We start from the raw sequence: 24,591 nt of genomic DNA, 5'->3' as shown, positions 1-24,591 counted from the left end.
ATGATGCAGCGAGAACAAGGCGGAGGCGGCCTGCCATCCCCTATCGAGCCGGTGCCCCGCTGCGGTGTGGCGGGGCGGCCGGCACCAGCCAGCAGGAGACAAAGAGCAATGGACAATCACACAATCCACCAGGTGGATGCGGTCATCGTGGGCGCCGGTTTTGGCGGTCTGTGCGCAGTGCACAAGTTCCGGGAGATGGGGCTGAAGATCCAGGCCTTCGAGGCCGGCGGCGATGTGGGCGGCGTCTGGTACTGGAACCGCTACCCCGGCGCGCGGGTGGACCTGCCCAGCATCGACTACAGCTTCTCCTTCTCGCCCGAGATCGAGCAGGAATGGACCTGGTCGGAGCAGTTTGCAGCGCAGCCCGAGCTGATGCGCTACTTCAATTTTGTCGCCGAGCGGCTGGACCTGCGCAAGCACTACCAGTTCAACACCCGCGTCGACAGCGCCCGCTGGGACGATGCCCGCCAGCTCTGGGTAGTACGCACCAACCGGGGCGAGTGCTATGAGGCGCGCTACTGCATCATGGCGACCGGCCCGCTGTCGGTGCCCAAGGAGCCCGAGATTGAAGGCATTGCGCGCTTTGGCGGGCAGATTCTGCGTGCAGCGCGCTGGCCCCATGAGCCGGTGGATTTCAGCGGCAAGCGCGTGGGCGTGATCGGCACCGGATCGACCGGCATCCAGATCGTGCAGGAAGTGGGCAAGCAGGCGGGCGAGCTGTTCGTGTTTCAGCGCACGCCGAGCTTTACGATGCCGATGCGCAATGTGCCGCTGGAGCCCACGTACGTGGCCGAAGTCAAGCGCCACTATGCCGGCATCCGCGAGCTGGCGCGCAACAGCAATGTGGGCGGCGTGCGGCCGCAGTCGAGCCGCCCGTTTTTCAGCGTGACGCCAGCGCAGCGCCGGGCGCTGCTGGAAGATGCCTGGCTGCAAGGCGGCCTGGCGATGCTGGGCACCTTTGCCGACCTGATGCAAAACGAGCAGGCCAACGAGGAAGTGGCCGAGTTTGTGCGCGGCAAGATTGGCGAGGCGGTGGATGACCCGGCCACCGCCGAGGCGCTGAAGCCGCGCGGCTACCCCATCTTTGCGCGCCGCCCCTGCCTGGACACCGGCTACTACGAAACCTACAACCAGCCCCATGTGCATCTGCGCGACTGCATCACGGACCCGATCGTGTCCATCACCGAGAAGGGCGTGCGCACGCAATCGGGCGAGGTGGAACTGGATGTGCTGATCTTTGCCACCGGCTACGACGGCCTGACCGGCGCGCTGCTGGCCTTTGAGGTGGAAGGGCGCGACGGCCTGACGGTGCAGCAGAAGTGGAAGGAGGGCGCGACCTCGTGCCTGGGCATCATGATGCATGGCTTCCCCAACCTGTTCATGACCACCGGGCCCAACGGCCCTTCGGCCCTGGCCAATGTGGTGCGCACCAGCGAGAACGATGTGGACTGGACGGCTGCTGCCATCCGCCACCTGCAGGCCCATGGCTTGAGCAGCATCGAGCCGAGCGCGCAAGAGGAGCAGGCCTGGATGGACCTGGTCCATTCGCTGGCGCCGCGCACCCTGCTGTCCAAGGCCAAGACCTGGTACGTGGGCGCTAACGTGCAGGGCAAGGCCCCGGGCCTGACGATGTTTACCGGCGGCTTCCAGAAGTACCGCGAGCACTGCCTGGCTGCTATCCACAAGGGCTTCAGCGGCTACCACTTTGCGCAAAAGCGCGAACGCGAGCGCGCGGCAGACGCCAGCGCAACAGTGGAAAACGCCACGCACTGATAACCTCAGTCCCCGAACCTTTGGATGGCCCTGCGGCCATCCAGGCGCTGTGCCTGCCTGCACCCTGCAGGGGGCATTGTTGTCTTCCACCAAGAGCTGCCAGCCATGAGCAACGTCACCTTTCACAGCGCAGACGGGATAGGCCGTATCTGCATCTCCCACCCGCCGTTGAACCTGTTCTCGCACCGCCTGCTGACGGGGCTGAGCGCCGCGCTGGCGCAGTTTGAGGCCGATGCCTCGCTGCCGCTGCTGCTGATCTACTGCGAGGGCCCGTCCTTTGTCGCGGGCGCGGACATTGCCGAGTTCGACAACCCGGCCTTTTCTGCCGAGGCCATCAATGCGCTGCTGAACCGCATCGAGGCGCAGACGCGTCCGGTGGTGGTGGCCGTGCATGGCACGGTGCTCGGCGCCGGCATGGAGCTGGCCTTGGCCTGCCACTACCGTGTGGCGCAACAGGGCACCAGACTGGGCCTGCCCGAGGTGAAGCTGGGCATTCTGCCCGGCGCAGGCGGCACCCAGCGCTTGCCGCGCCTGGTGGGCGCAACGCTGGCGCTGGACATGATGCTGAGCGGCCGCCCGGTGCCCGCGCAAGAGGCGCTGGCCAGCGGCATCGTCGATGCGGTGGAAAAGGGCGACCCGCTGGCATTCGGCCTGGCCTTTGGCCGCCAGTTGCTGGCCAGCGGCGCCCAGCCGCGCCGCCTGAGCGCGCAAACTGCCCCGCCCGGCGAGCACAGCCAGGCCATTGCAGCGGCGCTGGACGCTGCGCGCAAGAGCCCGCAGTACCCCGCCAAAGAGGCCATCGTGCTGTGCGTGCAGCAGGCACTGAATGGGGACTTTGCCAGCGGCGCCCGCGCCGAGGCCGAGGCCTTCAACCGCTTGCTGCCATCGGCACAGTCGCGCGCACTGCGCCATTTGTTTTTTGCACAGCGCCGCAGCCGGCAGATTCCCGGTCTGGAGCGGCAGGTGCCGGCCGGCAACATCGAGCAGGTCGGCATTTTGGGAGCAGGCACCATGGGCAGCGGCATTGCAATGTGCTTTTTGAACGCCGGCATCCGCACCGTGCTGGTGGATGCCGCGCCTGCGGGGCTGGAGCGCGGGCTGCAGCTGATCCGCTCGACCTACGAGGCCCAGGTGGCCAAGGGCCGCATGGGTGCCGACCAGGCCAGTGCGCGCCTGGCTTTGCTGACCACCTCACTGGACGACCAGGCGCTGGCGCCCTGCGATCTGGTGATCGAAGCGGTGTTTGAGGACATGGCGCTGAAGCTGCAGGTCTGCCGCCGCCTGGGCGAGGTCTGCAAACCCGGCGCCATCATCGCCAGCAATACCTCGACCCTGGATGTGGATGCGCTGGCCCAGGCCACCGGGCGGCCTGCCGATGTGGTCGGCATGCACTTCTTCAGCCCGGCCAACATCATGCGCTTGCTGGAGGTGGTGCGCGGCGCGCACACCGCCCCGCAGGTGCTCAAGACCGTCATCGACCTGGCCGGCAAGATCGGCAAGACGCCGGTGGTATCGGGCGTCTGCTTTGGCTTTATTGGCAACCGCATGGCCGAGGTTTACCTGCGCGAGGCCGAATTTTTGCTGATGGAAGGCGCAAGCCCCGCGCAGATTGATGAGGCCGTGCAGGCGCTGGGCCTGGCGATGGGCCCTTGCCGCATGCTGGATATGGCCGGGCTCGATGTGGGCGCCAAGACCGTCATCGAATGCGGCAAGGCCGGCGGCCTGCCGCCCGATGCCAGCTACCGCGCAGTGGTGCGCAAGATGTTTGAACTGGGCCGCTTTGGCCAAAAAAGCGGCCTGGGCTACTACCGCTACGAGGGCCGCCAGGCGCTGCCCGACCCCGAGACGGGCCGCATTGCTGCAGAACTTGCCCAGGCGCATGGCATTGCCCAGCGCAGCGATATTGCGGCGCAGGAGATTGTCGAGCGCCTGCTCTACAGCATGGTCAACGAAGGCTGCAAGATTCTGGACGAGGGCATTGCCTACCGCGCCAGCGATATCGATGTGGTCTGGGCGGCCGGCTATGGCTTTCCGGATTTTCGGGGCGGGCCGATGTTCATGGCCGAGCAGATCGGCCTGGCGCAGATCGTGGAGCGGCTCGAGCACCAGGCCACAACGCGCGGCAACCGCTATGGCTACTGGAACGTATCGCCGCTGCTGCAGCGGCTGGCCGCTGAGCGCCAGGGATTTGACAGCCTGCAAGCCGCCTGAGGGCCTGAGCACCAGAGCCTCAGCGCCTCAGCGCCGCAACCCCATCACCATCCAGGAGCACCGCCATGAAAGACGCCGTCATTGTTTCCACCGCCCGCACGGGCATCGGCCGGGCCTACAGAGGCTCACTCAACCACACCCGCTCGCCCCACCTGATGGGCCACACCATCGAGCACGCGGTGGCGCGCGCCGGGGTGGACCCGGCGGAGGTGGACGATGTGATCGTCGGCTGCGTGCTGACCGGAGGCACCGCCGGCATGAACCTGGCACGCAATGCCTTGCTGGCCGCAGGCCTGCCGATGAGCGTGGCGGGCCAGACGGTAGACCGGCAATGCGCCTCCGGCCTGATGGCGATTGCCAGCGCAGCCAAGCAGGTGCTGGTCGATGGCATGCAGGTGGTGGTGGCAGGCGGCTGCGAGAACATCACCGCCGTGCAAACGCCTTATATGGAATGGGCCAGCCGCGAGCGCGATCCGGCCGTCATCGCCCATGCCGCCCATGCCTATATGCCGATGCTGCAAACGGCCGAGCATGTGGCGCGCCAGTACCGCATCAGCCGCGAGGCGCAGGATGCCTATGCGCTGGAGTCCCAACTGCGCACCGCACGCGCCCAGGCCGCTGGCCTGTTCGACCGCGAGATCGTGCCCTTCAGCACCCAGATGGAGGTGACCGACAAGCAAACCAAGGAAGTCAGCCTGCAGGCCGTGACCCTGGCCCGCGACGAAGGCAACCGCCCTGACACCAGCCTGGCAGGGCTGGCCGCCCTCAAACCGGTGATCGAGGGCGGCGTCATTACCGCCGGCAATGCCAGCCAGCTGTCGGATGGCGCCTCGGCCTGCGTGGTCATGGATTCGGTATTGGCCGAGCGCCGGGGCCTGGAGGTGCTGGGCATTTACCGGGGCATGGCGGTAGCAGGATGCGCGCCGGAAGAGATGGGCATCGGCCCCATCTATGCGATCCCCAAACTGCTGGCCCAGCACGGGCTGGGCGTGCAGGACATCGGCCTGTGGGAGCTGAACGAGGCCTTTGCCTGCCAGGCGCTGTACTGCCGCGACCAGCTGGGCATCGATCCCGAGCGCTTCAATGTCAACGGCGGCGGCATCTCCATCGGCCACCCCTATGGCATGACGGGCGCCCGCATCGCCTGCCACGCGTTGCTGGAAGGCCAGCGCCGGGGCGTGCGCTATGTGGTGGCCACCATGTGCGTGGGCGGGGGCATGGGGGCCGCTGCGCTGTTTGAGGTGGGGTAAGAACGTGCTGACGATCTCCTCGCGCCGCGACAGTGTCCCTACGGGTTGGAGCGAAATCGGGCGATTTCTTCGCGCTGGCCCTTGCTTGCACCCCGGTGCAAGCTGCGTTCCATCCCTTCGAACTCATCCCGATGGCTCTCCAACGCAGCTGCGTAGAGATCCTCAACACGTTCTAACATGCAACTCGACTACGCCAGCATCCGCCAGACCCTGGATTTTTTGCTCTACGACTGGCTAGAGGTAGAAACGCTCGGCCGCCATGCGCGCTATGCCGGGCACGACCGCCAGACCTATGGCGCGGTGCTGGACCTGTGCGAGCGGCTGGCCGCCGACAAGTTCGAGCCCTTCAACCGCCTGGTCGACCAGCAGGAGCCGCATTTTGACGGGCAGCAGCTGCACCTGCCCGACTGCACACCGGCGGCATGCGCCGCCTATGCCGAATCGGGCATGCTGGCGGCATCGCACGACTACGAGGTGGGGGGGATGCAGCTGCCCTGCGTGCTGGAGATGGCGGCCAACAGCATGGTTTCGGCGGCCAGCATTGCCCTGAAGGCCTATTCAATGCTGACGGCGGCCAATGCCGGCCTGCTGATGGCCCATGGCACGCCCGCGCAGCAAAAGGCCTTTGCGCTGCCCCAGCTGCAAGGCCGCTTTTTTGGCACGATGAACCTCAGCGAGCCGCAGGCCGGCTCCAGCCTGTCGGACATCACGACGCGTGCCGTGCCCGATGGCGCCGGCTTTGCCGACGACCCGCTGGGCCCGCGCTACCGGCTGACGGGCCGCAAGATGTGGATCTCTGGCGGCGAGCATGCGATGGGCGAGAACATCGTCCACCTGGTGCTGGCCAAGGTGCCCGACGACAGCGGCCAACTGCCCGCAGGCGTGGGTGGCATCTCGCTGTTCATCGTGCCCAAATACTTGGTCGATACCGAAGGCCGGGTGACCGGCGAGCGCAACGATATTGCACTGGCCGGGCTGAACCACAAGCTGGGCTACCGGGGCACCGTCAACACCTTGCTGCACTATGGCGAGCGGGGCGGGGCCATTGGCTACCGCGTGGGCGCGCTGGGCGCGGGCCTGCAGTGCATGTTCCACATGATGAACGAGGCCCGCATCCAGGTGGGCCTGGGCGCCACGATGCTGGGCTATGCCGGCTACCTGCAATCGCGCGACTATGCCCGCCAGCGGCCCCAGGGCCGCCCGGTCGCTGCCGGCCAGAAGGTGGTGAAGAACGCGCAGCAGCCCCAGGTACCCATTGCCGAGCATGCCGACGTCAAACGCATGCTGCTGGCGCAAAAAAGCTATGCCGAAGGCGCGCTCGCGCTGCAGCTGTACTGCGCCAGGCTGGTCGATACCCAGCGCGCCGGCGCGCCGCAGCAGGGCGATGCCGCCCAGTTGCTGCTGCAGGTGCTCACCCCCATCGCCAAGAGCTGGCCCAGCCAGTGGTGCCAGGAGGGCAACAGCCTCGCCATCCAGGTGCTGGGCCGCTATGGCTACACGCGCGACTATGCGGTAGAGCAGCACTGGCGCGACAACCGGCTCAACATGATCCATGAAGGCACCCACGGCATCCAGGCCCTCGACCTGCTGGGCCGCAAAATGCGCATGGACGGCGGCGCCGCCTGGGCCTTGCTGCAGGCTGAGATCGCACAAACCGTCGCCGCTGCCAGAACGGTCCCCGCATGCACCCCCTGGGCCGACAGCCTGGCCACCGCCACCCAAGCCCTACAAGCCGCCACCGATGCCGCCTGGTCCAGCGGCAACGCCCAACTGGCCCTCGCCAACGCCACCGCCTACATGACCGCCTTCGGCCATGTCACGCTGGCCTGGCTGTGGCTGGATATCGCTGTCAAAGCGCATGCGGGCATGGCGGCGGCCGATGCTGGGCAGCAGGCCTTCTTGCAAGGCAAGCTCGATTGCGCGCGCTATTTTTACGCGTATGAGTTGCCGCTGGTGCAGGCCTGGCTGGCGCCGGTGATGGCGGGGGAGGGGTTGTTTTTGGAGGTGGAGGGGAGCGGTTTTTGAGCGGAGGGGTGTGAAATGGCCAGGTCGGGGCTTGTGTTGGATGCTCCGCCGCGTCGCCGTTTCAGGGCAGAATCCGCCAACCTGCGGACTCTCCATCGCCAGCAATTGCAAACCGAATAGCGGTGCCTGGCTTTACTTCACTGACAACGCTGCATGAACCAAGCGCAAATTTCTACCTGCCTGCTTGCCGGACTCGTTCAACTCGAGGATTCTGGCGATGTGGTCATGACACACAGCAACCTAAAGGCACTCGCAGATCAACTAGGCAGCCTCTTGGTCAAGGAGTGGGGCGCGGAGTTCTTCGATGAGCCTCCTTATGGGGTCATGGTCGAGAATTGCATTCAATCCTGCACTTCCATCTTGCAGCGCAAGTTTTCCATGGATGAGGCTGAAGCCCGTTCAGCGGTCTCAAGGTTTCTTCGAGAAATCGGCGCGGACACGACCCGTCGGTAGCTTTGCGAACTGGTCTTGCATCAGGGCGACATGGAGATATCGGACGGAACTTACTATTGCATCTGTCTTGGCAACGGCAGCGATACCTATTACAGCGACCACCATCTGCGCTGGAGAAGCGCGTGCTACCTCAGCGCGCAACGCTGAGAGCAGCGTTGATCGAGCCGATTTGGACATGGTTCCTTTGGTTGCAGGCGCGGCGACAGATAGCTAATGGGAGTGATCGCCCGTTTGCTGCAACCAGACTGTTGAGCTGCTAACGCTCATCGTCCTCATGAGGCAGCCGCTCCAAATACACACCAGACCCGGATAGCCGCAACTCCACGTCCGTCAGGCGATAAGTCTGTAATGTGCCAACCAGCAGTCCGTCGGACGATGACAGTTGTGCCGCAAGCACGCCCAAGGGGAGCTGTCTTGCCTCAGCGAAGACGTCTCGCACGCATTTGAGTGCTGCCGCTGACGCTGGCCCTGTAACCTTTGCCGCCATGATGGGCATGCGCTCCGAAGGCCGCATGTCTGGCCAGTTGTAGCTGACGGTCCCCTCGACCGTCCAATCACAGCTCAGACAATGAATCTCGAAGAGTCCACCAGCTTCGCTGAATGTTATTTTTCCATGGCATTGGGGACAGGATGGGTGCATGCCGTCAGGATATCCGATGGAGAGTACGTCCGCAGCGACTGCCGGGTGCAGCTGCCAAGCTGCGCTAGGATGCAGCTTGCGACCGAAAGCGATCTTTCTTGCCTCGCCGCTGATCTATGACTTTGCAACCATGACATACGCATTCTGTGAACGGCCAGCATCCGGCTATCGCTTGCTCAAGGACTCGCTTGTTTAAAGCCTTTACTGATCATTTTCGACCAGACCTGTCCCCCGAGCCCGTGGCAAACGGAAGATCGCGTCAGAGTCAGCTGCAGTGGACTATCTTTTTGAGGAATCCATGAAAACTGTGCGTGAGAGGCTCATAGCCGCGTCAGCAAACGGGAGAGATATATGGACTGCTGGTGGTGCGAATGAGGCGCAAATCCAAGCGCTGGAACGCGCATTGCAGCTGAAGTTGCCGCCATGTTATCGGGAGTTTCTTAGTTCCACGGGCGCTGAACTTAGACGGAGTCGAAGTCGCCGGAATCATCGACGGGAATCCTCTCGACCTCTCGGGTGGATCGGCGTATGGGGAGACCATGCGCTCTCGGATGGACTTCGGTTTGCCTCTCTCGCTTCTGGTCATTCAGCCGGATGATGCTCCACACTGCATTGATTTGGCATCTACCAACTCGTCAGGAGAGATGGCAGTCGTCTGTTCCCAACTCAACACCCATCGTCCTTCGCCAGTGGCGAAGGACTTCAACGCTTGGCTCCGCACCAGGGTGCTGGAGGTTGAATAGCCCCAAATGGATATTTGATCTTGTGTCTAAATTCGATGAAACATCCGCTTTGCGTCCATGCCGCGCTTGATCAGCTTGCCACTTTAGTCGGTGGCGACGTCGCAGTGCAGGGTATCCTTTGCTTTGAATTCGAAGGAACTGCCTTGGACCATTTCCCCAAGGCAGAACGTCGCAATGTGCCAGATGGGGGGCCGGTAATGCCATCTAGCATCTGGCTGAGTATTGGGACGGGCGCATTGCAGTTCAACGAAAAACAGCTCCGGCGATGGCATGGCAAACGAGTCATCGTGCTCGGGACCTTGCTTGGTCCTAATGAGAAGCTTGGAGGGTGCGGCCATTTCTCGGCATTTCCTGCTGAGATTCTGGCTAGATCAATCGAACGGCTTTAGTCGGCCAGCAGCGGAAGTTGGGGAAATGAGCGATACAGACATGGAGCGGTAACAGGAGACACCCATTAAGCGGCTTGCCGACATCTATGTGATGGACGTAATAGGCGCACTACCTGCAGACATTCGCGTCAAGATGCACTGGGTGGACTATTGCGTAGGGAGGCTGTCTCAATTGATGCAATACTGCAGATGGCTATGAAAGCCGCTCGAGTCTGAGAAAATTATGCAATAAATGGCCATGTGAAGTCATGAAAAAATTAATTATTTCTTCAGCTTTTATCGGGAGGGGAAGATTTGTGCGCCAGGCTGGTGGAATCCATCGGTATGGAGAAGTCATGCTGTCAATCGAGAACTCGCTTGGAGATCTTGCATTTAGCTGGCAGGTGTCTCAAGAGCAAATCCCCGATATTTTCAAAGCGTCCGTATTTAATGCAGTTAAAAGGTGCTTCGAAATTAATGGATCATTAGATGGTTTTGCTTCGAGTGGATTGCTAGTGCGTATATTGGATGGCGAGTTTCATGAGGCGGATTCGAATGAAGGAAGCTTTATGATAGCTACTTTTATGGCTATCTCTAATGCCCTAGCTTCTCGTAATGCATAGCTTGGTGTGCCACATCGAAGTCCCATAGCATTTGCTCGGGCACTTCTCATTTCAGAGCAGGTCAGTCACAACATTCCAACGTGGATATCGCTCAAGCGCATGCGGTAGGCACCGCTGCGATGAAGACTATTTGACGGGGCGTCACTTGCCAACAGCCATTGCCGGCAGGCAACCCATACCTTCCAAGGCAGCCTCCACAGCGTCATCCAGCGGCGTATGCGGTTCATGCCCAAGCGTTGCGACCAGCTTGGCGTTCTTCATCTCTACCCGGGTGGTCCACAAATAGCGCATCTCACGCAGCTCATGCAGTGTCGGTACAAAGGTAGCGGCAAGCGCGGTAAGCCGCCAAGGGAAGGCTCTGACTTTAGGCCGGACTCCGCCGCGCTTGACGACTACGCGGCAGATTGCTTCGGCCAGCTGGGTGCCGTCGGCATCCCAATGGCCGGCCATGTGGAAGCTAGCAAAGGGTGCCAGCGTGTCGCGCCGTTCCGCCAGCTCCACCATCGTGCGGGCAACGTCAGGGAGGTAAGACCATTGATGTCCCACGCCGGGTGCGTTGGGAACGCTGATGGCCTTGACGGGGCGGCCCGGCTTTAGCATGCCCTGTGAGAACCAGCTATTGCCTGGCTTAGGTCCGAAAAAATCCCCCGCGCGCACCACAACCACTTTGCAACTTCCACTGCTGGCCTGCTGCAGGCGCCGCTCCATCTCGACACGGATGGCCCCCTTCCGGGTGACGGGCTGTTGCGGTGAATCCTCACCTAAGGTGGGAAAGGCGCTGGGGCCATAGTTGTAGACGGTGCCGGGCAGCACGATGGTGGCGCAGTTTGCCTGCGCGGCAGCGATGGTGTTGTCCAGCATGGGCAGTACCAACTCACCCCAGCGAAGGTAGCCGGGAGGGTTGACGGCATGGACAATGACGGAGCAGCCTTTGGCAGCGGCCAGGACGTTGTCCAAGCTCATCGCATCGCCGCGTACCCAGACCATGCCGTCGCGCTGCTCAATGTGGTGCTCACCGCTGCGGCGCAATGCACGCACTGTCCAGCCTGCATCGCGTAGTTGTCGGGCTACTTCACCACCGATACCGCCAGTGGCGCCTAGAACCAAGGCCATGTTGCTTGCCATTTCAATACTCCTGAATCTGTTGCGATGTTGGGAGTTTCGGGCGAGCCATGCTATTAAGCAATTGACCAATATATGATAGTCGTTATACATTTTTGTATGACTATCGACAACACCACCGAGATTGGCTGGGAGCTGTACCGCTCTTTCTTGGGCGTGCTGGACGCGGGTTCACTGTCCGGTGCGGCGCGCGCCATGGGAATTGCCCAGCCAACTGTGGGACGGCACGTGGTCTCGCTGGAAAAGGCGCTGGGCGTGACGCTATTTACCCGTTCGCAAACGGGGCTGCTGCCCACCGAGGCGGCGCTGGCCCTGCAGCCCTTGGCTCAGGCCATGCAACGGGCGGCCACTGCGTTACAACGTGCGGCCAAAAGTCAAGGATCGGGCATCCAGGGTACGGTGCGGGTGACGGCCAGTGAAGTGATAGGTCAAGAGGTGTTGCCACCGCTCCTGGCACAACTGCAGGACACCTACCCCGACCTGACGGTGGAACTGGTGCTGACCAGCCGTGTGCAGGACTTGCTGCAGCGTGAGGCCGACATCGCTGTACGTATGACACAACCCCGCCAAGAGCAATTGATTGCCCGGCGCGTGGGGGTGATACCACTTGGCCTGCATGCGCATAAGCGTTATCTGGAAAAGCATGGCACCCCTGCCTCGCTGGCCGATCTGACGCAGCACGCGCTGATTGGCTTTGATGAAGAGACGCCGTTTGTTCGTGCCGCGCGCAAAGCATTCCCAATCTGGAGCCGGGAGAACTTTGCGCTGCGCACCGATAACGATATGGCGCAGATGGCGCTGATCCGAGCAGGCTACGGTATTGGCGTGTGCCAAGTGAATCTGGCAGCGCGCGAGCCCAATCTGGTGAACATATTGCCGGGAAGCATACCGTTGAGCCTGGAGACTTGGATCACCATGCACGAAGATCTGCGCAACAACCCGAGTTGCAAGGTGACGTTTGATGCGCTTTTGACCGGGCTAAAGAGCTACATAGCTTCATAATAGCCCGGCATAGCGCATGGCAAGGTGCGGTAGTTTGCCAATGGCGCAAGCAGCAGATTGAGATGAGCAGTGAAGCAATACAGGCGTTGCCATTCAAAGGACGGCTTGAATTACGAGAGCAAGGATCTGGTACCACTGACTCTTCAATTGAGCCTACGGTCACAGGCTACCGCTAAGCAAAATCAATCCGCTCTGAGCAAACGAGGCCGCACTGCCGAGGCCCCCTCAACTTTCAAGTACGCGATCCTGGTCTTGAAACGCTCTTTCAGTGATTGAAGTGCAGCTTCCAATTCCCTAGTGTCATCGGTCAAGGTTTTCACGATGAAGCGATCAGTTGCGGGATCGTAGTGGCCGCTGTATACGAGTTCCAGCAGATTTGCATCCTTGGCCAGCGTTTCGCCAATGGTCTGGTTGATCTGCGCTGCCTCGGTTTTGTTGAGCTGGCTGTTGACCAGCGTCACTAGCGCATATTGCGGCTGGGAGGCGATGTACTTTCTGTCCTGGGGGCGGAGGTTCTTGACATATACCTTCAGCGATGGGTAGCCCGCCCGGGTATTGTCGATCTCGGATTGCATGTGGCGGTCAGAAAAGTAGGCCACCAGTTCCTCGTTGAGTTGGGCGATAACGGCAGATGCCTGGATGTGCTGGTTGACGGTCCCCGGGCTCAGATCCTTGTTGCCGTTTTGAAGAAGGTTCTCCTTGACGGCTTCATAGAGGGGGCTGCCGGGCGGAAAGGTCGAGACCGTTTGCGCAGTGGCCATGCCGTTGAGAAATACGACCAGCAAACACCCAACCATACGGCTCTTGAGCATCGTCCACACCTTTGAAAAAAATGGGCATGTTGTTGCCCGAAGCCCGAATGGGGTTTCAAGCAGTGACTCTATGTGGCAGGTCAGGAGATATATGGGAGAGTTGAGGCCGTTTGCAGTCAGCCACGCAGCGACATGCCTAAATCCTGCAGATCCTGCACGCACCGTCGCAGGTGCGCCTGCATCTTCTCGGTTTGCACCAGCATCGGCTCCAGCGCATGGCTGCAAGCATCCACCGCAGCAGCAAACGCAGCCACCATCTGCACGCACACAGCATTTTGCAAAGCCGCGTAAAGCGCATCAGGGCCAGTAACACCCGCTGGCAGCACCACGGCAGCGGCTTCCGTTGGCAGCACCGGCAACCCATAGCCCCCCAAATGCCCTCGCAGTGGCTCGCGGATCTCTACCTCAACCCGCGCAGCAACCTCAGCAGACCACACAGACAGCGGACCCGCGTACAACTCCAGCAACCCAGGCAGCGCTGGGATGGTCTTGCGCCAAGCGGCGCGCCGCATGGCCGCCTTGCAGTGCTGCAGCCGCTTTGCTCCTGGGCCAAAGCCAGTTGCAACTGCTGCAGCTGGGGCAGCAACTCGGTGTCGATGGCGCCTAGTACGTTTTCTTCCTGGTGGTGCAGCAGCACCTCGGCCGGTTTGCGCTGTTGGCAGGCCTGGGCGGGGGCCAGTATTTCAGTGATGCCGGGAGAGGGGCTATTTGTGGAGGTGGCGTCGGGCAGTCTTTGAGTGGCGGCTGAAGCCCGCTACGGCGGTGCCTGGGGGGGGCCTGGCGCGCTGGCGCCGAAACCATTTTGTGAAATACGCCACGCGCGAGGCCAGAACACTGCGACACTACCCCCACACTGGGCCGGCATCGTCGGGTTCTTGGGGTGACAGGACCCGCAGGACGCTCCACCGGCATGCCCGGCGCTGTAGTCCTCTCCTTTCTTTTGGAAACCTTTTACATGTGCAAACGCGCTCTCCAGGCCACTGCCGCCGCAGTGGTCTTCGTTCTTTCAGCGCCCATCGCCACCGCGCGTACGCTATGCACGCTGATGGCAGACGCCGATTCCGGCCAGCTGCTGGTGCAGCAAGGCCCGGCCTGCTCCGAGCGCGTGACACCTGCCTCGACTTTCAAGCTCGCCATCAGCCTCATGGGCTACGACGCGGGAGTGCTCAAGGATGCTGCAGAGCCTGCCTTGCCGTACCAGACGGGCTATCCGGATTGGGCGGGCGATGCCTGGCGGCGGGACATCACGCCGACCACCTGGATGCGGGATTCGGTCTTCTGGTACTCGCAGCAGGTGGTCAAGCGGCTAGGGCAGGAGCGCCTCGCGCACTACGTGAAGGCATTCGAATATGGCAATGCCGATGTCTCTGCGGTACCGGTCGATGAACCGGGGCAGAACGGGGTCTGGGTGATGAGTTCGCTGCGTATCTCCGCTGAGGAACAGCTCGCGTTCATGCGCAAGATCGTGCGCCGCCAACTGCCGGTGAGTGCACATGCCTATGACATGACCGCCGGCATTTCGAACTACGGCACCGAGGTCAACGGCTGGACTGTGCATGGCAAGACGGGCACCGGGTCGCCGGGCAGCGACCACCGCTATGACGCGAACCACGCGTATGGCTGGTACGTCGGCTGGGCGACCAGGGGCGCGCGCAGGCTGGCGTTTGTGCGCCTGATCCAGGATGCGCAAGCCCTCAAGCCCAACGCGGGGCTGCGTGCGCGCCAAGAGCTCCTTGGGCTTTTGCCCACCACTGACCAGTAAGAAGGGCATCGCCATGGTCGTGCTGCGTCGCGCGCTTGCCGCCGTTCTTTTGCTTTTCAGCGCATCCTGTGTTCCGGCCCAGACCTTGGCACTGACGTTTGATGACGGCTTGGACCCTTCAACCGAGCCTGCGGCTGCATCGTGGAACCGGCAGATCCTGAAATCGCTCCGCGATGCGGGCATCTCGTCCATGGTGTTTCCGTCACTGGTGCGTACCGGCCGGGGTGAGGGGTTGGACCTCATTGGGGACTGGGGGCGTGCAGGCCACGCCGTGGGCAACCACACGTCCCGGCACCGCAGCCTGGGGTCGCCTCAAGTGCCGCTTGCGGACTTTATTGGCGATGTCAAGGAGGCCGGCGCCGTGCTGAGCCGGGTACCTGGTTGGACGAAGATGCTGCGCTTTCCGTACCTCAAGGAAGGCAACACGCTGGCCAAGCGGGACGGCATGCGCCTGTGGATGCAGGCCGCAGGCTACAGGGCGGCTCCGGTGTCGATCGACGCGAGCGACTGGTACTACAACCAGGTGTATGTGGCCTGGCTGAACGACGCAAATGCCGCCAAGGCCGACCAGGTGAAGGCCGCGTACATCGCGCATCTGCTGGACCGCGCGGCCTACTACGACGGCCTGGCCCGGCAGGTCCTGGGCCGCAGTCCAGCCCATGTGATGCTGCTGCACACCAACAGGATCAATGCTGCCGCGCTCGATGAATTGATCCGGGCATTCCGGGAGCGCGGGTGGAGTTTCACCACGGCCAGGAGCGCCTTCGATGACCCGATCTATACCGAGCAGATCGATACCTTGCCAGCAGGCGAGAGCATCCTCTGGGCCAGCGCCAAGGCGGCGGGGATACCGGGTCTGCGCTACCCGGCCGAGGATTCCGTCTACGAGGCGCCCCCGCTACGCGCCCAGGGACTGATACCGGCGCACATGGCGCAGTAATGCACTGGCAAGGGGTTTGACGATGGTGCGGCAGGGGAGCCGCGCTGGGCATTGCCAGCAGCTCGCCGTCTCTCGGCATCGGTTTGCGCAACACCACCCAGCGCAGCGGGCGGCCGCCCTCAGCGCAGTAACCGTGCCAACCAGCGGCGGCGGGCCTGTGTACGGCCTTCGGCAGGTGGGCGATGCCCCTTTGGCGCGCAAAGCCTGCGGTCTGGTCTTCTGCCCGAAGCCGGACGGGTGCCGTGAGCGCTTGACATTCAACTTAACTTGAAGCTTAAGCTCGCTGTCTTCTCACCACATCCGATGCTGCAAGGGTAGACATGCAAACCATCTTGGGGGCCAATGGCCAAATCGCGACCGAGTTGGCGCGTGCGTTGAAGCGCCACTACACGCAGAACCTGCGCCTGGTCAGCCGCCAGCCGCGCAAGGTCAACGATACCGACGCACTGGTCCGCGCCGACCTGCTCGATGCCATACAGACCCTGGACGCAGTGCGTGGCAGTGAGGTCGTGTATTTCACCGCTGGCCTGCCTCCGGACAGCGCATTATGGGAAACGCAATTTCCGGCCATGCTGCGTAACGCAATCGATGCCAGCCGGGCAGCGGGGGCCAAGTTTGTCTACTTTGACAACACCTATATGTATCCGCAAAGCGCGCAGCGGCAAACCGAGGAAACCGTTTTTGCCCCGACAGGGCGCAAGGGCCGCGTGCGGGCCTTGATGGCAGAGATGGTGCTGGCCGAGATGCAACGCGGCGATATCCCCGTTGCCATTGCCCGTGCGCCAGAGTTCTATGGCCCTGGCAAGACCCAGAGCGTCACCAACACGCTGGTGATTGAGCCGCTCAAGGCTGGCCGAAAGGCCAAGGTACCGGTACGGGATGACACGCTGCGTACGCTGATCTGGACGCCCGATGCCAGCCGCGCGATGGCGATCATTGGCAATACGGAGGATGCATACGGCCAGACCTGGCACCTGCCTTGCTGGGACGAGCGCCTGACTTACCAAGCCTTTGTGCACGTGGCCGCCACCACTTTCGGGGTGGCGCCACGCTACCGCGTGCTGAGCCATTGGGCGCTGGTGGCTGCGAGCTGGGTGTCCAAGCCGGTGCGCGAGCTGCGCGAACTGCTACCACGCTACGCGCACGACCTTGTTTTTGATTCGTCCAAGTTCCGGCGTCGTTTTCCGCACTTTGTGGTCACCAGCTACGAACAGGGATTGAGGCACATCGCGCAAGCGTCTTCCTGAGCACACAGCGTTCCCTGCAGGGCGCCGCCCAGCGCGAGGATGGCGGCCACCCTGTGCACGCCAGGGCGCGGTGGCTGCCAGAGTTGAGCCGGACCGGCCCGGGAGGTGTTTGCCGCGCAACGCGACTTGGGCACCTGTTCAGGTCTTGGCGCCGTTGGCCCGCTGCTTGCGCCCGGCACGCATCAGCCGGCCCATCTTCTCTTCGGCAGCGGATGCAGAGGGCAGCGATGCAGACTGCTGTGCCAGCACATGGGTGAGCACGCGGCGCGCGTTGTCCTGGCAATCCATGTCATCTGGCCGCGCCTCTATGTCGGCCAACAAGGCCTGCACCTGCCTTTTGCTGGTTTGCAGTTGTTTTTCCATGGCCTTGATGTCGGCCAGTTTCTGGCGCAAGGTGGCCACGACTCCGTCATGGTCCCAGCCTTGCAGGCCGCGTGGCAGCAATGCGCGAATGTCCTCCAGGCTGAAACCCACCTTTTGCGCCATGACCACCAACTCCAGCATCTGCACCATCTCCGGCGGGTAGCTGCGGTAGCCGTTCAAGCCCCGCTGCGCCGCTGGCAGCAGGCCGCTTTGCTCGTAGAAGCGGATGCGCGATGTGGACAGACCTGTGCGTTTGCTCAGTTCACCAATATTCATACGTCATTCTCGTGGTGCATTGAACGTCCCTGCACGTTGAAGCTTACTGCGCTGGCAAGGCCAGTGCTGCAGAGGCGGTTGGTGGTGCGCGCCCTCCACCCGCCATGCCAGCGGACGCAACCGGGCCATTGCCGCACGCGGCCCCCTGACAACGTCTTACACAGCGGTGCAACAGCCTTATTTTAACGTTCACAGGCTTGGCACCCTTCTTTTTCGTCAACCGCTAGGAGTTTTTCATGTCCTTTGTCACTACCAAAGACGGCGTCCAGATTTTTTACAAAGACTGGGGGCCCAAGGACGCACAGCCGATCGTCTTTCACCATGGTTGGCCGCTGAGCGCTGATGACTGGGACAACCAAATGCTGTTCTTTCTTGCCCAGGGCTTTCGCGTGGTTGCGCATGACCGCCGTGGCCATGGCCGCTCCAGCCAGGTCAGCGAAGGCCATGACATGGACCATTACGCGGCGGACGCTGCGGCGGTAGCCGAGCATCTGGATCTGCAGCGGGCCATCCATGTGGGCCACTCCACCGGCGGTGGTCAGGTGGCGCGCTATGTGGCCCAGTACGGTCAGCCCCAGGGACGGGTGGCGAAGGCCGTCCTCATCAGCGCCGTGCCACCATTGATGGTCAAGACCCCGGCCAACCCCGAAGGCACACCGATGGAAGTTTTTGACGGTTTTCGCGCCGCGCTGGCCGCCAACCGTGCGCAGTTCTACATCGACGTGCCCACTGGCCCCTTCTACGGCTATAACCGCGCTGGGGCCAAACCGGTGCAGGGCACCATCCAGAACTGGTGGCGCCAAGGCATGATGGGCAGCGCCCAAGCGCACTATGAAGGCATCAAGGCATTTTCAGAAACGGACCAGACGGCCGACCTGAAAGCCATCACCGTGCCTACCTTGGTGCTGCAAGGCGATGACGACCAGGTGGTGCCCTATAAAAACGCGGCGGTGCTGCAAGACCAGCTGCTGGCCAACAGCGAGTTGAAAATCTACAAGGGCTATTCGCACGGCATGCATACCGAAAACGCGGATGCCATCAACGCAGATCTGCTTGCGTTCATTCAAAAGTAAGCGCTAGAAGACCGGGGCGCCCTGCTGATGAGCCGCCTTGGACCATGCGGCAATGGTCCAGGGTGGGCGCGCCGAACGGCGCCCTGGGTGGATAGGCACCCGCATTCAACCCATGGGGGCCTCAGCCGCTGATGGGCGTCTGCCCATCGACAGCGTTCCAGCGCAGGACAGGCTTTGCTATGGCCATCCACTGCCGTTGCGCCTTGCACGGCTTTGCGCCATCAAGACGCTGGTGGCACAGGCACGCGCTGCCCAGGCCGGCGTGTTCGCCAGCCACCGGCCATCAGCATCAAAGATACCAGCAGTATCGAGCCCCATTGGCCCAGCGTAGGCACCGGGGTGGCTACCGCGTTGACGGGGACGCCGCCAACGATGGTCAGCGTTGCCAGCGCCGTGTTGTTGGCGGTATTGCTGTCTGTGCTATCGGTCACAGCCGCTGTGGCAGCAAAGCTGCCTGCCGCTGTGGGCGTGCCGGTGATGGCACAGGTGACACTGCCGCCGACTGCGAGATTGGCGATATCGCAGGCGCCTAACACCAGGCCTGCGGGCAGGCCGGTCACCGAAGCGGCAGCGCTTGCACTGGCAGGCGCCGTACCACTGTTGGTGATGGTGATACTGCCGCTGTAAGCCGATCCAACCGTGCCTGCGGGGAGGTTGGTGCTCACGGCCAGGTCTGGAAAAGCACCCACGGCAATGGTGGCGATGGCGCTGTTGTTGCGGGGGTCGAGATCGGCCGTGTCCGTGGCAGCCGCCGTCACAGCGAAGCTGCCTGCTGTGTTAGCGGTGCCGTTCACGCTGCAGGTGACGCTGGCGCCGGCGGCCAGATGGGCCACGTTGCAGCTGCCCAGCGTGAGTCCATTGGGCAGGCCTGTGATGGACACCGAGGCAGCGGCATCTGCCGGTCCCGAGCCGTTGTTGGTGATGGTGACCGTGCCGCTGTACGGCATGCCGACCGTAGCGTTGCCAGGCAGGGCGACTGCCATCACCAAGTCGGAAAACACCACCTTGCGGACCACCCCGTTATAGGCGTCACTGATAAACAGGGCGCCTGCGCTGTTGAACGCGACTGCCGAAGCGCCTCTCAGTTGTGCACTGGTAGCAGGACCCCCATCGCCCGAATAGCCGGCAGCACCGGTTCCGGCCACCACCGTGTTGACGCCATTGGCGTCCACTTTGAGGACGTCGTTATCCTGCCCGTTGGAAATATAGAGATTGCCGACACGGTCAAAAGCGAGGCCCGAGGAGTAGCGGCTGGTTCCCATGTCATTGCTGAAGTTTGCTCCTGGCACCGTGCTGATGATTCCACCGGCATCGATCTTGCGCACGACCCGGTTCTGTACATCGGCCATGTGCAGATGGCCCGCTGCGTCAAAGGCAAGTCCGGTGGGGAAGTTCAGGGCCGCGCTGGTGGCGGCTCCTCCATCGCCGCTGTAGCCCGCAGAGCCCACTCCCGAAACCGTGGTGATGGCGCCGCCGCCATCTACTTTGACAACGAGGTGTTGAAACGCCAGCGACGTATAGAGGTTGCCGCTGCTGTCCACCGCTATTCCGAATGGACTGCGGCCATTCAAATCAGAGAACAAGGTCACCGTGCCGCTGGCATCGATCTTGCGAATCCCTCCCGCCATCGAGCCCACATACAGGTTGCCAGCGTTGTCGAACGCGAGCCCGGTGATCTCGTTGAAGGAGGCGCTGGTGGCAGGGCCACCGTCCCCACTGTTTCCCGCACTCCCATTGCCCGCAAACGTGGTGATGCTTCCATTGGTATCCAACTTGCATATGACATTGCTTTCGGCTATGTATAAATTGCCTTGGCTGTCCACTGCGATATCGTTGCCGCCGTACTCCAAATTGACCTGGGTCGCGGCCCCACTGCCGCAACTGCTAATAGGAGTAATGGTGGTGCCGGTGCCCGCCACTGTCGAGATGGTCTGGGCCTGTGCGATACCAGTAATGGCGAGCAAGCCGGTGATGACCAGGCTTCGCCTGGCAGAAGACGAGCCAATAAAACGCTTGAACCACATGGGAAATACTCCTGAACCCCATAGACCTGTTATGAGGGGTTGGTAATCATTGGTTTGGTATGGGTACCGTCATCCAGCTGCACGCTGAGAGGTCAATATCCAAGGCAAGCAGAGCCATTCATTGGACTGGTCATCGGATGGCTAGGCGCCTATAAAGAGGCAGTGCTTATTGAGTCAAGGGGGTGAATGGCCGGCATCACAAAAAAATAATATATATGCTTGATGCGGGTCTGTTGGGTGATTGAGGGTATGACTATGGCGGCAATATTCCATGATATGGATATCGGATGGCTGCAAAACACCTCATGCTGGTGCCGGATAACTTTGACGCATGATTGGCTTTTACTCCATTCGGACAATCACGTAGAAATAAACAAAGAGTTTTGAATGAAATCAAAAATACTGGGCGCGCTCTCGCTCGGATAATGGGAGGGTTTGAATGCCTGTGGCGCTGAAAATGCAAGCTCCGCGGTGTTAGCTGCGATAAACGCGTGCCATTTAACCCGCGGTGCAGCCATGCGCCCACTTTCCCGGGAAGCGCATCCGGCCTCAGGCCTTGCCGGTGTGCCCCTGGAGGCGCGAGGTGGATAGGCAGGAGGCCGCGCTCCATGCCGCGCATGGCGCCCTCTTGCCAGCGCGCAATCAAGCAGCCTGCGGGCGCAGATCCTGCCAACGATAGCCCAGCACCGCCAACACGATGGTGCCCATGCCCAACCACTGAGGCACGGTGGGGTGGGTGCCAAACCAGAGAAGATCCACCGCCAACGCAACTGCCGGGTAGATAAAGCTCAGCATCGCCACTGCCGGGGCGCTGAGCCGCTGAAACGCACCGTACATCAGTCCATACATCCAAGCGGTGTGCAGCAGCCCCAGAATCAGCACGCAGACCACGGTGCTGGCACCGGGAAGACCGGTGCTGTGGCGCATGGCCTGCAACAGCGCAGGGGCGGACCAGCATGCCAATGCGGCGCCGCCTGCCAGCATCTGCACCATCGCAATCTGCGCTGGCACGATGTTCTTGACCCGCCGGGTGCTGATGACGGTGGCGGTGTAAAGCGCGGCAGCCAGCAGCGCCAGCGCTATTCCCCATACCGGCGCGCTCGTGGACGGGGCCAAACTGGCCACGGCATCCGTGCCCAGTCCGCTGCTCAGTACCACGCCGCACAGTGCCGGCAGCATCCATAGCAGCTTGCGCCAACCGATCGCCTCGCCGCCCAACGCTGCCGCCAGTACCAGCATGAAAGGCTGCACATGGTAGACCACGGTGGCAACGGCGATTCCCACGTAGGCATAGGCATGGAACAGCGCCACCCAGTTGGCGACCAGAGCCGCGCCACCGAGCACCATGGAGAGCCAGCCCGACCTGCTCGGCGGCACCCAGGCTCGTTGCCACAAGATCCACAGGCCCAATCCCAGCGCGCCAAGCAGGCAGCGCAGCAGGACGACATGCTCTACCGGCAAACCACTTTCGATGACGACCAGCCCGATCGTCCCTGACAGAGCCATCGCGGCCACCATGCGCCAGGTGCCGCCGCCTTGCACTGCAGTGAATGCACTGGCCTTGACTGGAGGGATGCCCGCTACGCTTGAGGAGTTCATGATTTCATCGAGGAGATAAGAGGAGTGCGATGGTCAGGCCTTTCGATAGAATTGACAATATGGCTTGAAATCAATTAATTGTTGCCTGTGATGCAACGATCTATGCCCATGAATACCGACTCTCTTCCGCTCGCCGACATGCAGGTATTTGTCCAGGTGGTGGCCCAGCATAGTTTTGCGGGTGCGGCGCGCCACCTGCGCCTCACCACCAGTGCCGTGAGCCGTAGCGTTGGCCGCCTGGAGTCCGAGCTGGGGGTGAAGCTGCTCAACCGCACGACCCGGTCCTTGTCGTTGACGGAGGTGGGTGCGGCCGTGCACGCCGATTGTGTGCTGATGCTGCAAAGCGCCGAGCTTGCGGTGTCGCGTGCCACTGCCCACCGCCAACAGCCGCAGGGCGTGTTGCGCATGAGTGCCCCCTTGGTCTTTGGCGATTGGTGGCTGGCCCCGCTGCTGCCCGGTTTCTGCGCGCTTTTTCCCGAAGTTCAAGTCCAGCTGACCATGCGCGATGAACTGCTCGACCTGACCGCCGAAGGGCTGGACCTGGCGATCCGCATCAGCGGGGCCGATGCGCTGCCGCCCGCGATGGTGGCTCGGCCGCTCAAGCGCATTCGTTATCTGCTGGTCGCGCACCCAGCCTACCTGCAGACCCGGCCGCCCATCACCGAACCCCAGGATCTGATGGCCCATCGCTGCATGAGCCTGGGTTATGGGCCGTTTCAGAACGTGGTGGAACTCGCTTGCGTTGCGAGCCCTGCTGCGCCCCCCGTCAAGCTGCGGCTGAACACGCCCATCACGATTGCCAGCAGCCATGGTTTGCTCAACGCGCTGCAATCCAATGCCGTCGCTGGCATTGCGCTCATGGCCGAATTCGTGGCCTGCAACCATCTCGCCCAGGGCAGCCTGGTGGAGGTGCTGCCCGGTTGGCAGTTGGTGGGAAGCTATGCCCCTCGGACCGCCTATGCCTTGCATGCACCAGGCCCCCATGTACCCCCTAAATTGCGGGCCATGCTGGACTATTTGCAAAGCCAGACCGCCGAGGCGGTGACGAGCGGCACACCCCTTGCAAGCGCTGGTTCCAGGTAGCTCGGCAGACAACAGCGGCCACTGGTCCGCATACCGCTCCAGCAACGCCGGCAGCGCTGGGATGGTCTGGCGCCAAGTGGCGCGCAGCATGGCTGCCTTGCTTTGCTGCAGGCGCTCCTGCTCCTGGGCCAAGGCCAGTTGCAGCTGCTGCAGCTGGGGCAGCAGTTCAGTGTCGATGGCGCCTTGGACGTTTTCTTCCAGGCCAGGCTGCGGCGTCAATCCAGGCGGATGCCGCGCTCTTTGATCAGCTTGCCCCAGCGCGCCAGCTCCTGCTGCAGGTGCGTGGCCAGTGCCTGGGGCGTGCTGCCAATGGGCTCGGCGCCCACGCTTTCGAGCTTTTTGAGAGTATCGGGCTGCTGCATCGCGCCGTTGAGCACCTGGTTGAGCCGGGCCACCACCTGGGGCGGCGTGCCGGCGGGCGCAAACACCGCAAACCAGGGTGATACCTCGTAGCCGGGCAGGCCGGCTTCGGCAATCGTGGGCACGTCGGGCAGCGCGGAGGAGCGCTTGGCAGTCGTCACACCCAGCGCGCGCAGCTTGCCCGACTGGATATGGGGCCGCGCCGAGGTGATGCTGTCAAACATCAGATCGACCTGGCCGCCCAGCATGTCGGTAATGGCCGGGCCGCTGCCTTTGTAGGGCACATGCATCAGCGCCACCCCGGCGGTGGAGGCAAAACACCTCACCGGCCAAATGGATGGAGGTGCCGTTGCCAGCGGAGGCATAGCTGAGCTTGCCGGGGTTGCGGCGCGCATGGGCCAGCACATCCTGCACCGATGTGTCGGGGCTGCGGGCGGCATTGACCACCAGCACATTGGGCACCACCGCCAGCAGGCTGATGGGCGCAAAGTCCTTGACCGGGTCATAGGCCAGCTTGGCGTACAGCGCCGGGTTGGTAGCCATGCCGATCGAGGTGATCATGATCGTGTAGCCATCGGCAGGCTGCTTGGCGACATAGTCGGCGCCGATATTGCCACCGGCGCCGGGCCGGTTCTCGACCACAAAGGGCTGGCCCAGCTCGCGTGCGGCTCTATCACCTGAAGTTCGGGCAATCACATCCATCGCGCCACCCGGCGGAAAAGGGCACCACCCATTTGATGGGCTTGGCCGGCCAGGCGGCATCGGGTTGTGCCATTGCCGCGCCTGGCAGCGCCAGCGCTGCCAGCAGCAGGGCCAGGGTTCTGCGTTGCATTGTCATCTGC

At 62.4% G+C, this 24,591-nt stretch carries 19 protein-coding genes and 1 pseudogene; 13 read left to right on the top strand and 7 right to left on the bottom strand.

The features are described 5' to 3' along the window. The first annotated feature begins 108 nt into the window (after nucleotides 1-108). The 7 genes from MJ205_RS11410 to MJ205_RS11385 all read left to right on the top strand — a co-directional run bounded on the left by MJ205_RS11410 (nucleotide 109) and on the right by MJ205_RS11385 (nucleotide 10,086). Nucleotides 109-1,773, top strand: a complete 1,665-nt coding sequence (locus tag MJ205_RS11410) for a flavin-containing monooxygenase (protein WP_239812547.1) — start codon at nucleotides 109-111, stop codon at nucleotides 1,771-1,773. Nucleotides 1,774-1,878: 105 nt separating this feature from the next. Continuing rightward, nucleotides 1,879-3,984, top strand: coding sequence for a 3-hydroxyacyl-CoA dehydrogenase NAD-binding domain-containing protein (locus MJ205_RS11405; protein WP_239812546.1), 2,106 nt, complete (start codon nucleotides 1,879-1,881; stop codon nucleotides 3,982-3,984). A 65-nt stretch (nucleotides 3,985-4,049) separates the two neighbouring features. Next, nucleotides 4,050-5,234: an acetyl-CoA C-acyltransferase gene (locus MJ205_RS11400; RefSeq protein ID WP_239812545.1), complete on the top strand. Its 1,185-nt coding sequence runs from the start codon at nucleotides 4,050-4,052 to the stop codon at nucleotides 5,232-5,234. A gap of 177 nt (nucleotides 5,235-5,411) precedes the next feature. Next, on the top strand, nucleotides 5,412-7,259 hold the full coding sequence (locus tag MJ205_RS11395) for an acyl-CoA dehydrogenase (protein WP_239812544.1): 1,848 nt from the start codon (nucleotides 5,412-5,414) through the stop codon (nucleotides 7,257-7,259). 153 nt (nucleotides 7,260-7,412) lie between these two features. Then, nucleotides 7,413-7,712 carry a hypothetical protein gene (locus MJ205_RS11390; RefSeq protein WP_239812543.1) on the top strand — a complete coding sequence of 100 codons (300 nt, stop codon included), beginning with the start codon at nucleotides 7,413-7,415 and terminating at the stop codon, nucleotides 7,710-7,712. Between the two features lie 938 nt (nucleotides 7,713-8,650). Beyond that, nucleotides 8,651-8,950 carry an SMI1/KNR4 family protein gene (locus tag MJ205_RS23775; protein ID WP_446715069.1) on the top strand — a complete coding sequence of 100 codons (300 nt, stop codon included), beginning with the start codon at nucleotides 8,651-8,653 and terminating at the stop codon, nucleotides 8,948-8,950. 782 nt (nucleotides 8,951-9,732) lie between these two features. Further along, on the top strand, nucleotides 9,733-10,086 hold the full coding sequence (locus MJ205_RS11385; protein WP_239812542.1) for a hypothetical protein: 354 nt from the start codon (nucleotides 9,733-9,735) through the stop codon (nucleotides 10,084-10,086). A gap of 141 nt (nucleotides 10,087-10,227) precedes the next feature. On the opposite strand, the gene MJ205_RS11380 is transcribed toward MJ205_RS11385, so the two are convergent. Further along, nucleotides 10,228-11,211, bottom strand: a complete 984-nt coding sequence (locus MJ205_RS11380) for an NAD(P)H-binding protein (RefSeq protein WP_239812541.1) — start codon at nucleotides 11,209-11,211, stop codon at nucleotides 10,228-10,230. 96 nt (nucleotides 11,212-11,307) lie between these two features. Between MJ205_RS11380 and MJ205_RS11375 the strand changes: the two genes are divergently transcribed. Continuing rightward, a complete protein-coding gene (locus MJ205_RS11375; RefSeq protein WP_239812540.1) occupies nucleotides 11,308-12,210 on the top strand; it encodes a LysR family transcriptional regulator in 903 nt (300 codons plus the stop codon). A 182-nt stretch (nucleotides 12,211-12,392) separates the two neighbouring features. Here the strand turns inward: MJ205_RS11375 and MJ205_RS11370 are convergent, their stop codons facing one another. Then, entirely contained in the window at nucleotides 12,393-13,022 is a 630-nt protein-coding gene (locus MJ205_RS11370) for a hypothetical protein (protein WP_239812539.1), read from the bottom strand. Between the two features lie 116 nt (nucleotides 13,023-13,138). Next, entirely contained in the window at nucleotides 13,139-13,303 is a 165-nt protein-coding gene (locus tag MJ205_RS11365; RefSeq protein ID WP_239812538.1) for a hypothetical protein, read from the bottom strand. Nucleotides 13,304-13,977: 674 nt separating this feature from the next. Between MJ205_RS11365 and blaOXA the strand changes: the two genes are divergently transcribed. From blaOXA to MJ205_RS11350, 3 genes are all read left to right on the top strand, one after another. Next, nucleotides 13,978-14,784, top strand: coding sequence for a class D beta-lactamase (gene blaOXA / locus MJ205_RS11360; protein ID WP_239812726.1), 807 nt, complete (start codon nucleotides 13,978-13,980; stop codon nucleotides 14,782-14,784). A gap of 13 nt (nucleotides 14,785-14,797) precedes the next feature. Beyond that, nucleotides 14,798-15,724, top strand: a complete 927-nt coding sequence (locus MJ205_RS11355) for a polysaccharide deacetylase family protein (RefSeq protein ID WP_239812537.1) — start codon at nucleotides 14,798-14,800, stop codon at nucleotides 15,722-15,724. Between the two features lie 320 nt (nucleotides 15,725-16,044). Beyond that, nucleotides 16,045-16,971, top strand: a complete 927-nt coding sequence (locus MJ205_RS11350; protein WP_239812536.1) for an NAD-dependent epimerase/dehydratase family protein — start codon at nucleotides 16,045-16,047, stop codon at nucleotides 16,969-16,971. A gap of 138 nt (nucleotides 16,972-17,109) precedes the next feature. Here MJ205_RS11350 and MJ205_RS11345 read toward each other — a convergent pair whose 3' ends face one another. After that, nucleotides 17,110-17,610 carry a MerR family transcriptional regulator gene (locus MJ205_RS11345; protein ID WP_239812535.1) on the bottom strand — a complete coding sequence of 167 codons (501 nt, stop codon included), beginning with the start codon at nucleotides 17,608-17,610 and terminating at the stop codon, nucleotides 17,110-17,112. A 236-nt stretch (nucleotides 17,611-17,846) separates the two neighbouring features. Between MJ205_RS11345 and MJ205_RS11340 the strand changes: the two genes are divergently transcribed. Beyond that, nucleotides 17,847-18,683 (top strand): alpha/beta fold hydrolase, encoded by an 837-nt coding sequence (locus MJ205_RS11340; RefSeq protein ID WP_239812534.1) that lies wholly within the window; start codon nucleotides 17,847-17,849, stop codon nucleotides 18,681-18,683. A gap of 221 nt (nucleotides 18,684-18,904) precedes the next feature. Here the strand turns inward: MJ205_RS11340 and MJ205_RS11335 are convergent, their stop codons facing one another. Both MJ205_RS11335 and MJ205_RS11330 read right to left on the bottom strand, forming a co-directional pair. Beyond that, nucleotides 18,905-20,707, bottom strand: a complete 1,803-nt coding sequence (locus MJ205_RS11335; RefSeq protein ID WP_239812533.1) for an IPTL-CTERM sorting domain-containing protein — start codon at nucleotides 20,705-20,707, stop codon at nucleotides 18,905-18,907. Nucleotides 20,708-21,349: 642 nt separating this feature from the next. Further along, a complete protein-coding gene (locus MJ205_RS11330) occupies nucleotides 21,350-22,306 on the bottom strand; it encodes a DMT family transporter (protein ID WP_239812532.1) in 957 nt (318 codons plus the stop codon). A gap of 108 nt (nucleotides 22,307-22,414) precedes the next feature. On the opposite strand from MJ205_RS11330, the gene MJ205_RS11325 reads away from it, so the two are divergent. Beyond that, nucleotides 22,415-23,389 (top strand): LysR family transcriptional regulator, encoded by a 975-nt coding sequence (locus tag MJ205_RS11325; protein ID WP_239812531.1) that lies wholly within the window; start codon nucleotides 22,415-22,417, stop codon nucleotides 23,387-23,389. Nucleotides 23,390-23,604: 215 nt separating this feature from the next. Here MJ205_RS11325 and MJ205_RS11320 read toward each other — a convergent pair. Then, nucleotides 23,605-24,587 (bottom strand): annotated as a pseudogene (locus MJ205_RS11320) (tripartite tricarboxylate transporter substrate binding protein). Nucleotides 24,588-24,591 lie beyond the last annotated feature (4 nt).

This window comes from Comamonas sp. B21-038 (assembly GCF_022387135.1).
Classification (GTDB): Bacteria; Pseudomonadota; Gammaproteobacteria; order Burkholderiales; family Burkholderiaceae_C; genus Comamonas; species Comamonas sediminis.
The sequence above is the reverse complement of the archived record's forward strand: the minus strand, read 5'-3'. Positions and strand labels throughout refer to the sequence as shown.

Bases quoted from the DNA above. Each gene is read 5' to 3' on its own strand.
- MJ205_RS11345 (WP_239812535.1), bottom strand. From the start codon at position 17,610: ATGAATATTGGTGAACTGAGCAAACGCACAGGTCTGTCCACATCGCGC.
- MJ205_RS11340 (WP_239812534.1), top strand. From the start codon at position 17,847: ATGTCCTTTGTCACTACCAAAGACGGCGTCCAGATTTTTTACAAAGAC.
- MJ205_RS11335 (WP_239812533.1), bottom strand. From the start codon at position 20,707: ATGTGGTTCAAGCGTTTTATTGGCTCGTCTTCTGCCAGGCGAAGCCTG.
- MJ205_RS11330 (WP_239812532.1), bottom strand. From the start codon at position 22,306: ATGAACTCCTCAAGCGTAGCGGGCATCCCTCCAGTCAAGGCCAGTGCA.
- MJ205_RS23775 (WP_446715069.1), top strand. From the start codon at position 8,651: ATGAAAACTGTGCGTGAGAGGCTCATAGCCGCGTCAGCAAACGGGAGA.
- MJ205_RS11390 (WP_239812543.1), top strand. From the start codon at position 7,413: ATGAACCAAGCGCAAATTTCTACCTGCCTGCTTGCCGGACTCGTTCAA.
- MJ205_RS11355 (WP_239812537.1), top strand. From the start codon at position 14,798: ATGGTCGTGCTGCGTCGCGCGCTTGCCGCCGTTCTTTTGCTTTTCAGC.
- MJ205_RS11405 (WP_239812546.1), top strand. From the start codon at position 1,879: ATGAGCAACGTCACCTTTCACAGCGCAGACGGGATAGGCCGTATCTGC.
- blaOXA (WP_239812726.1), top strand. From the start codon at position 13,978: ATGTGCAAACGCGCTCTCCAGGCCACTGCCGCCGCAGTGGTCTTCGTT.
- MJ205_RS11395 (WP_239812544.1), top strand. From the start codon at position 5,412: ATGCAACTCGACTACGCCAGCATCCGCCAGACCCTGGATTTTTTGCTC.
- MJ205_RS11375 (WP_239812540.1), top strand. From the start codon at position 11,308: ATGACTATCGACAACACCACCGAGATTGGCTGGGAGCTGTACCGCTCT.
- MJ205_RS11410 (WP_239812547.1), top strand. From the start codon at position 109: ATGGACAATCACACAATCCACCAGGTGGATGCGGTCATCGTGGGCGCC.
- MJ205_RS11385 (WP_239812542.1), top strand. From the start codon at position 9,733: ATGAAAAAATTAATTATTTCTTCAGCTTTTATCGGGAGGGGAAGATTT.
- MJ205_RS11370 (WP_239812539.1), bottom strand. From the start codon at position 13,022: ATGCTCAAGAGCCGTATGGTTGGGTGTTTGCTGGTCGTATTTCTCAAC.
- MJ205_RS11325 (WP_239812531.1), top strand. From the start codon at position 22,415: ATGAATACCGACTCTCTTCCGCTCGCCGACATGCAGGTATTTGTCCAG.
- MJ205_RS11380 (WP_239812541.1), bottom strand. From the start codon at position 11,211: ATGGCAAGCAACATGGCCTTGGTTCTAGGCGCCACTGGCGGTATCGGT.
- MJ205_RS11400 (WP_239812545.1), top strand. From the start codon at position 4,050: ATGAAAGACGCCGTCATTGTTTCCACCGCCCGCACGGGCATCGGCCGG.
- MJ205_RS11350 (WP_239812536.1), top strand. From the start codon at position 16,045: ATGCAAACCATCTTGGGGGCCAATGGCCAAATCGCGACCGAGTTGGCG.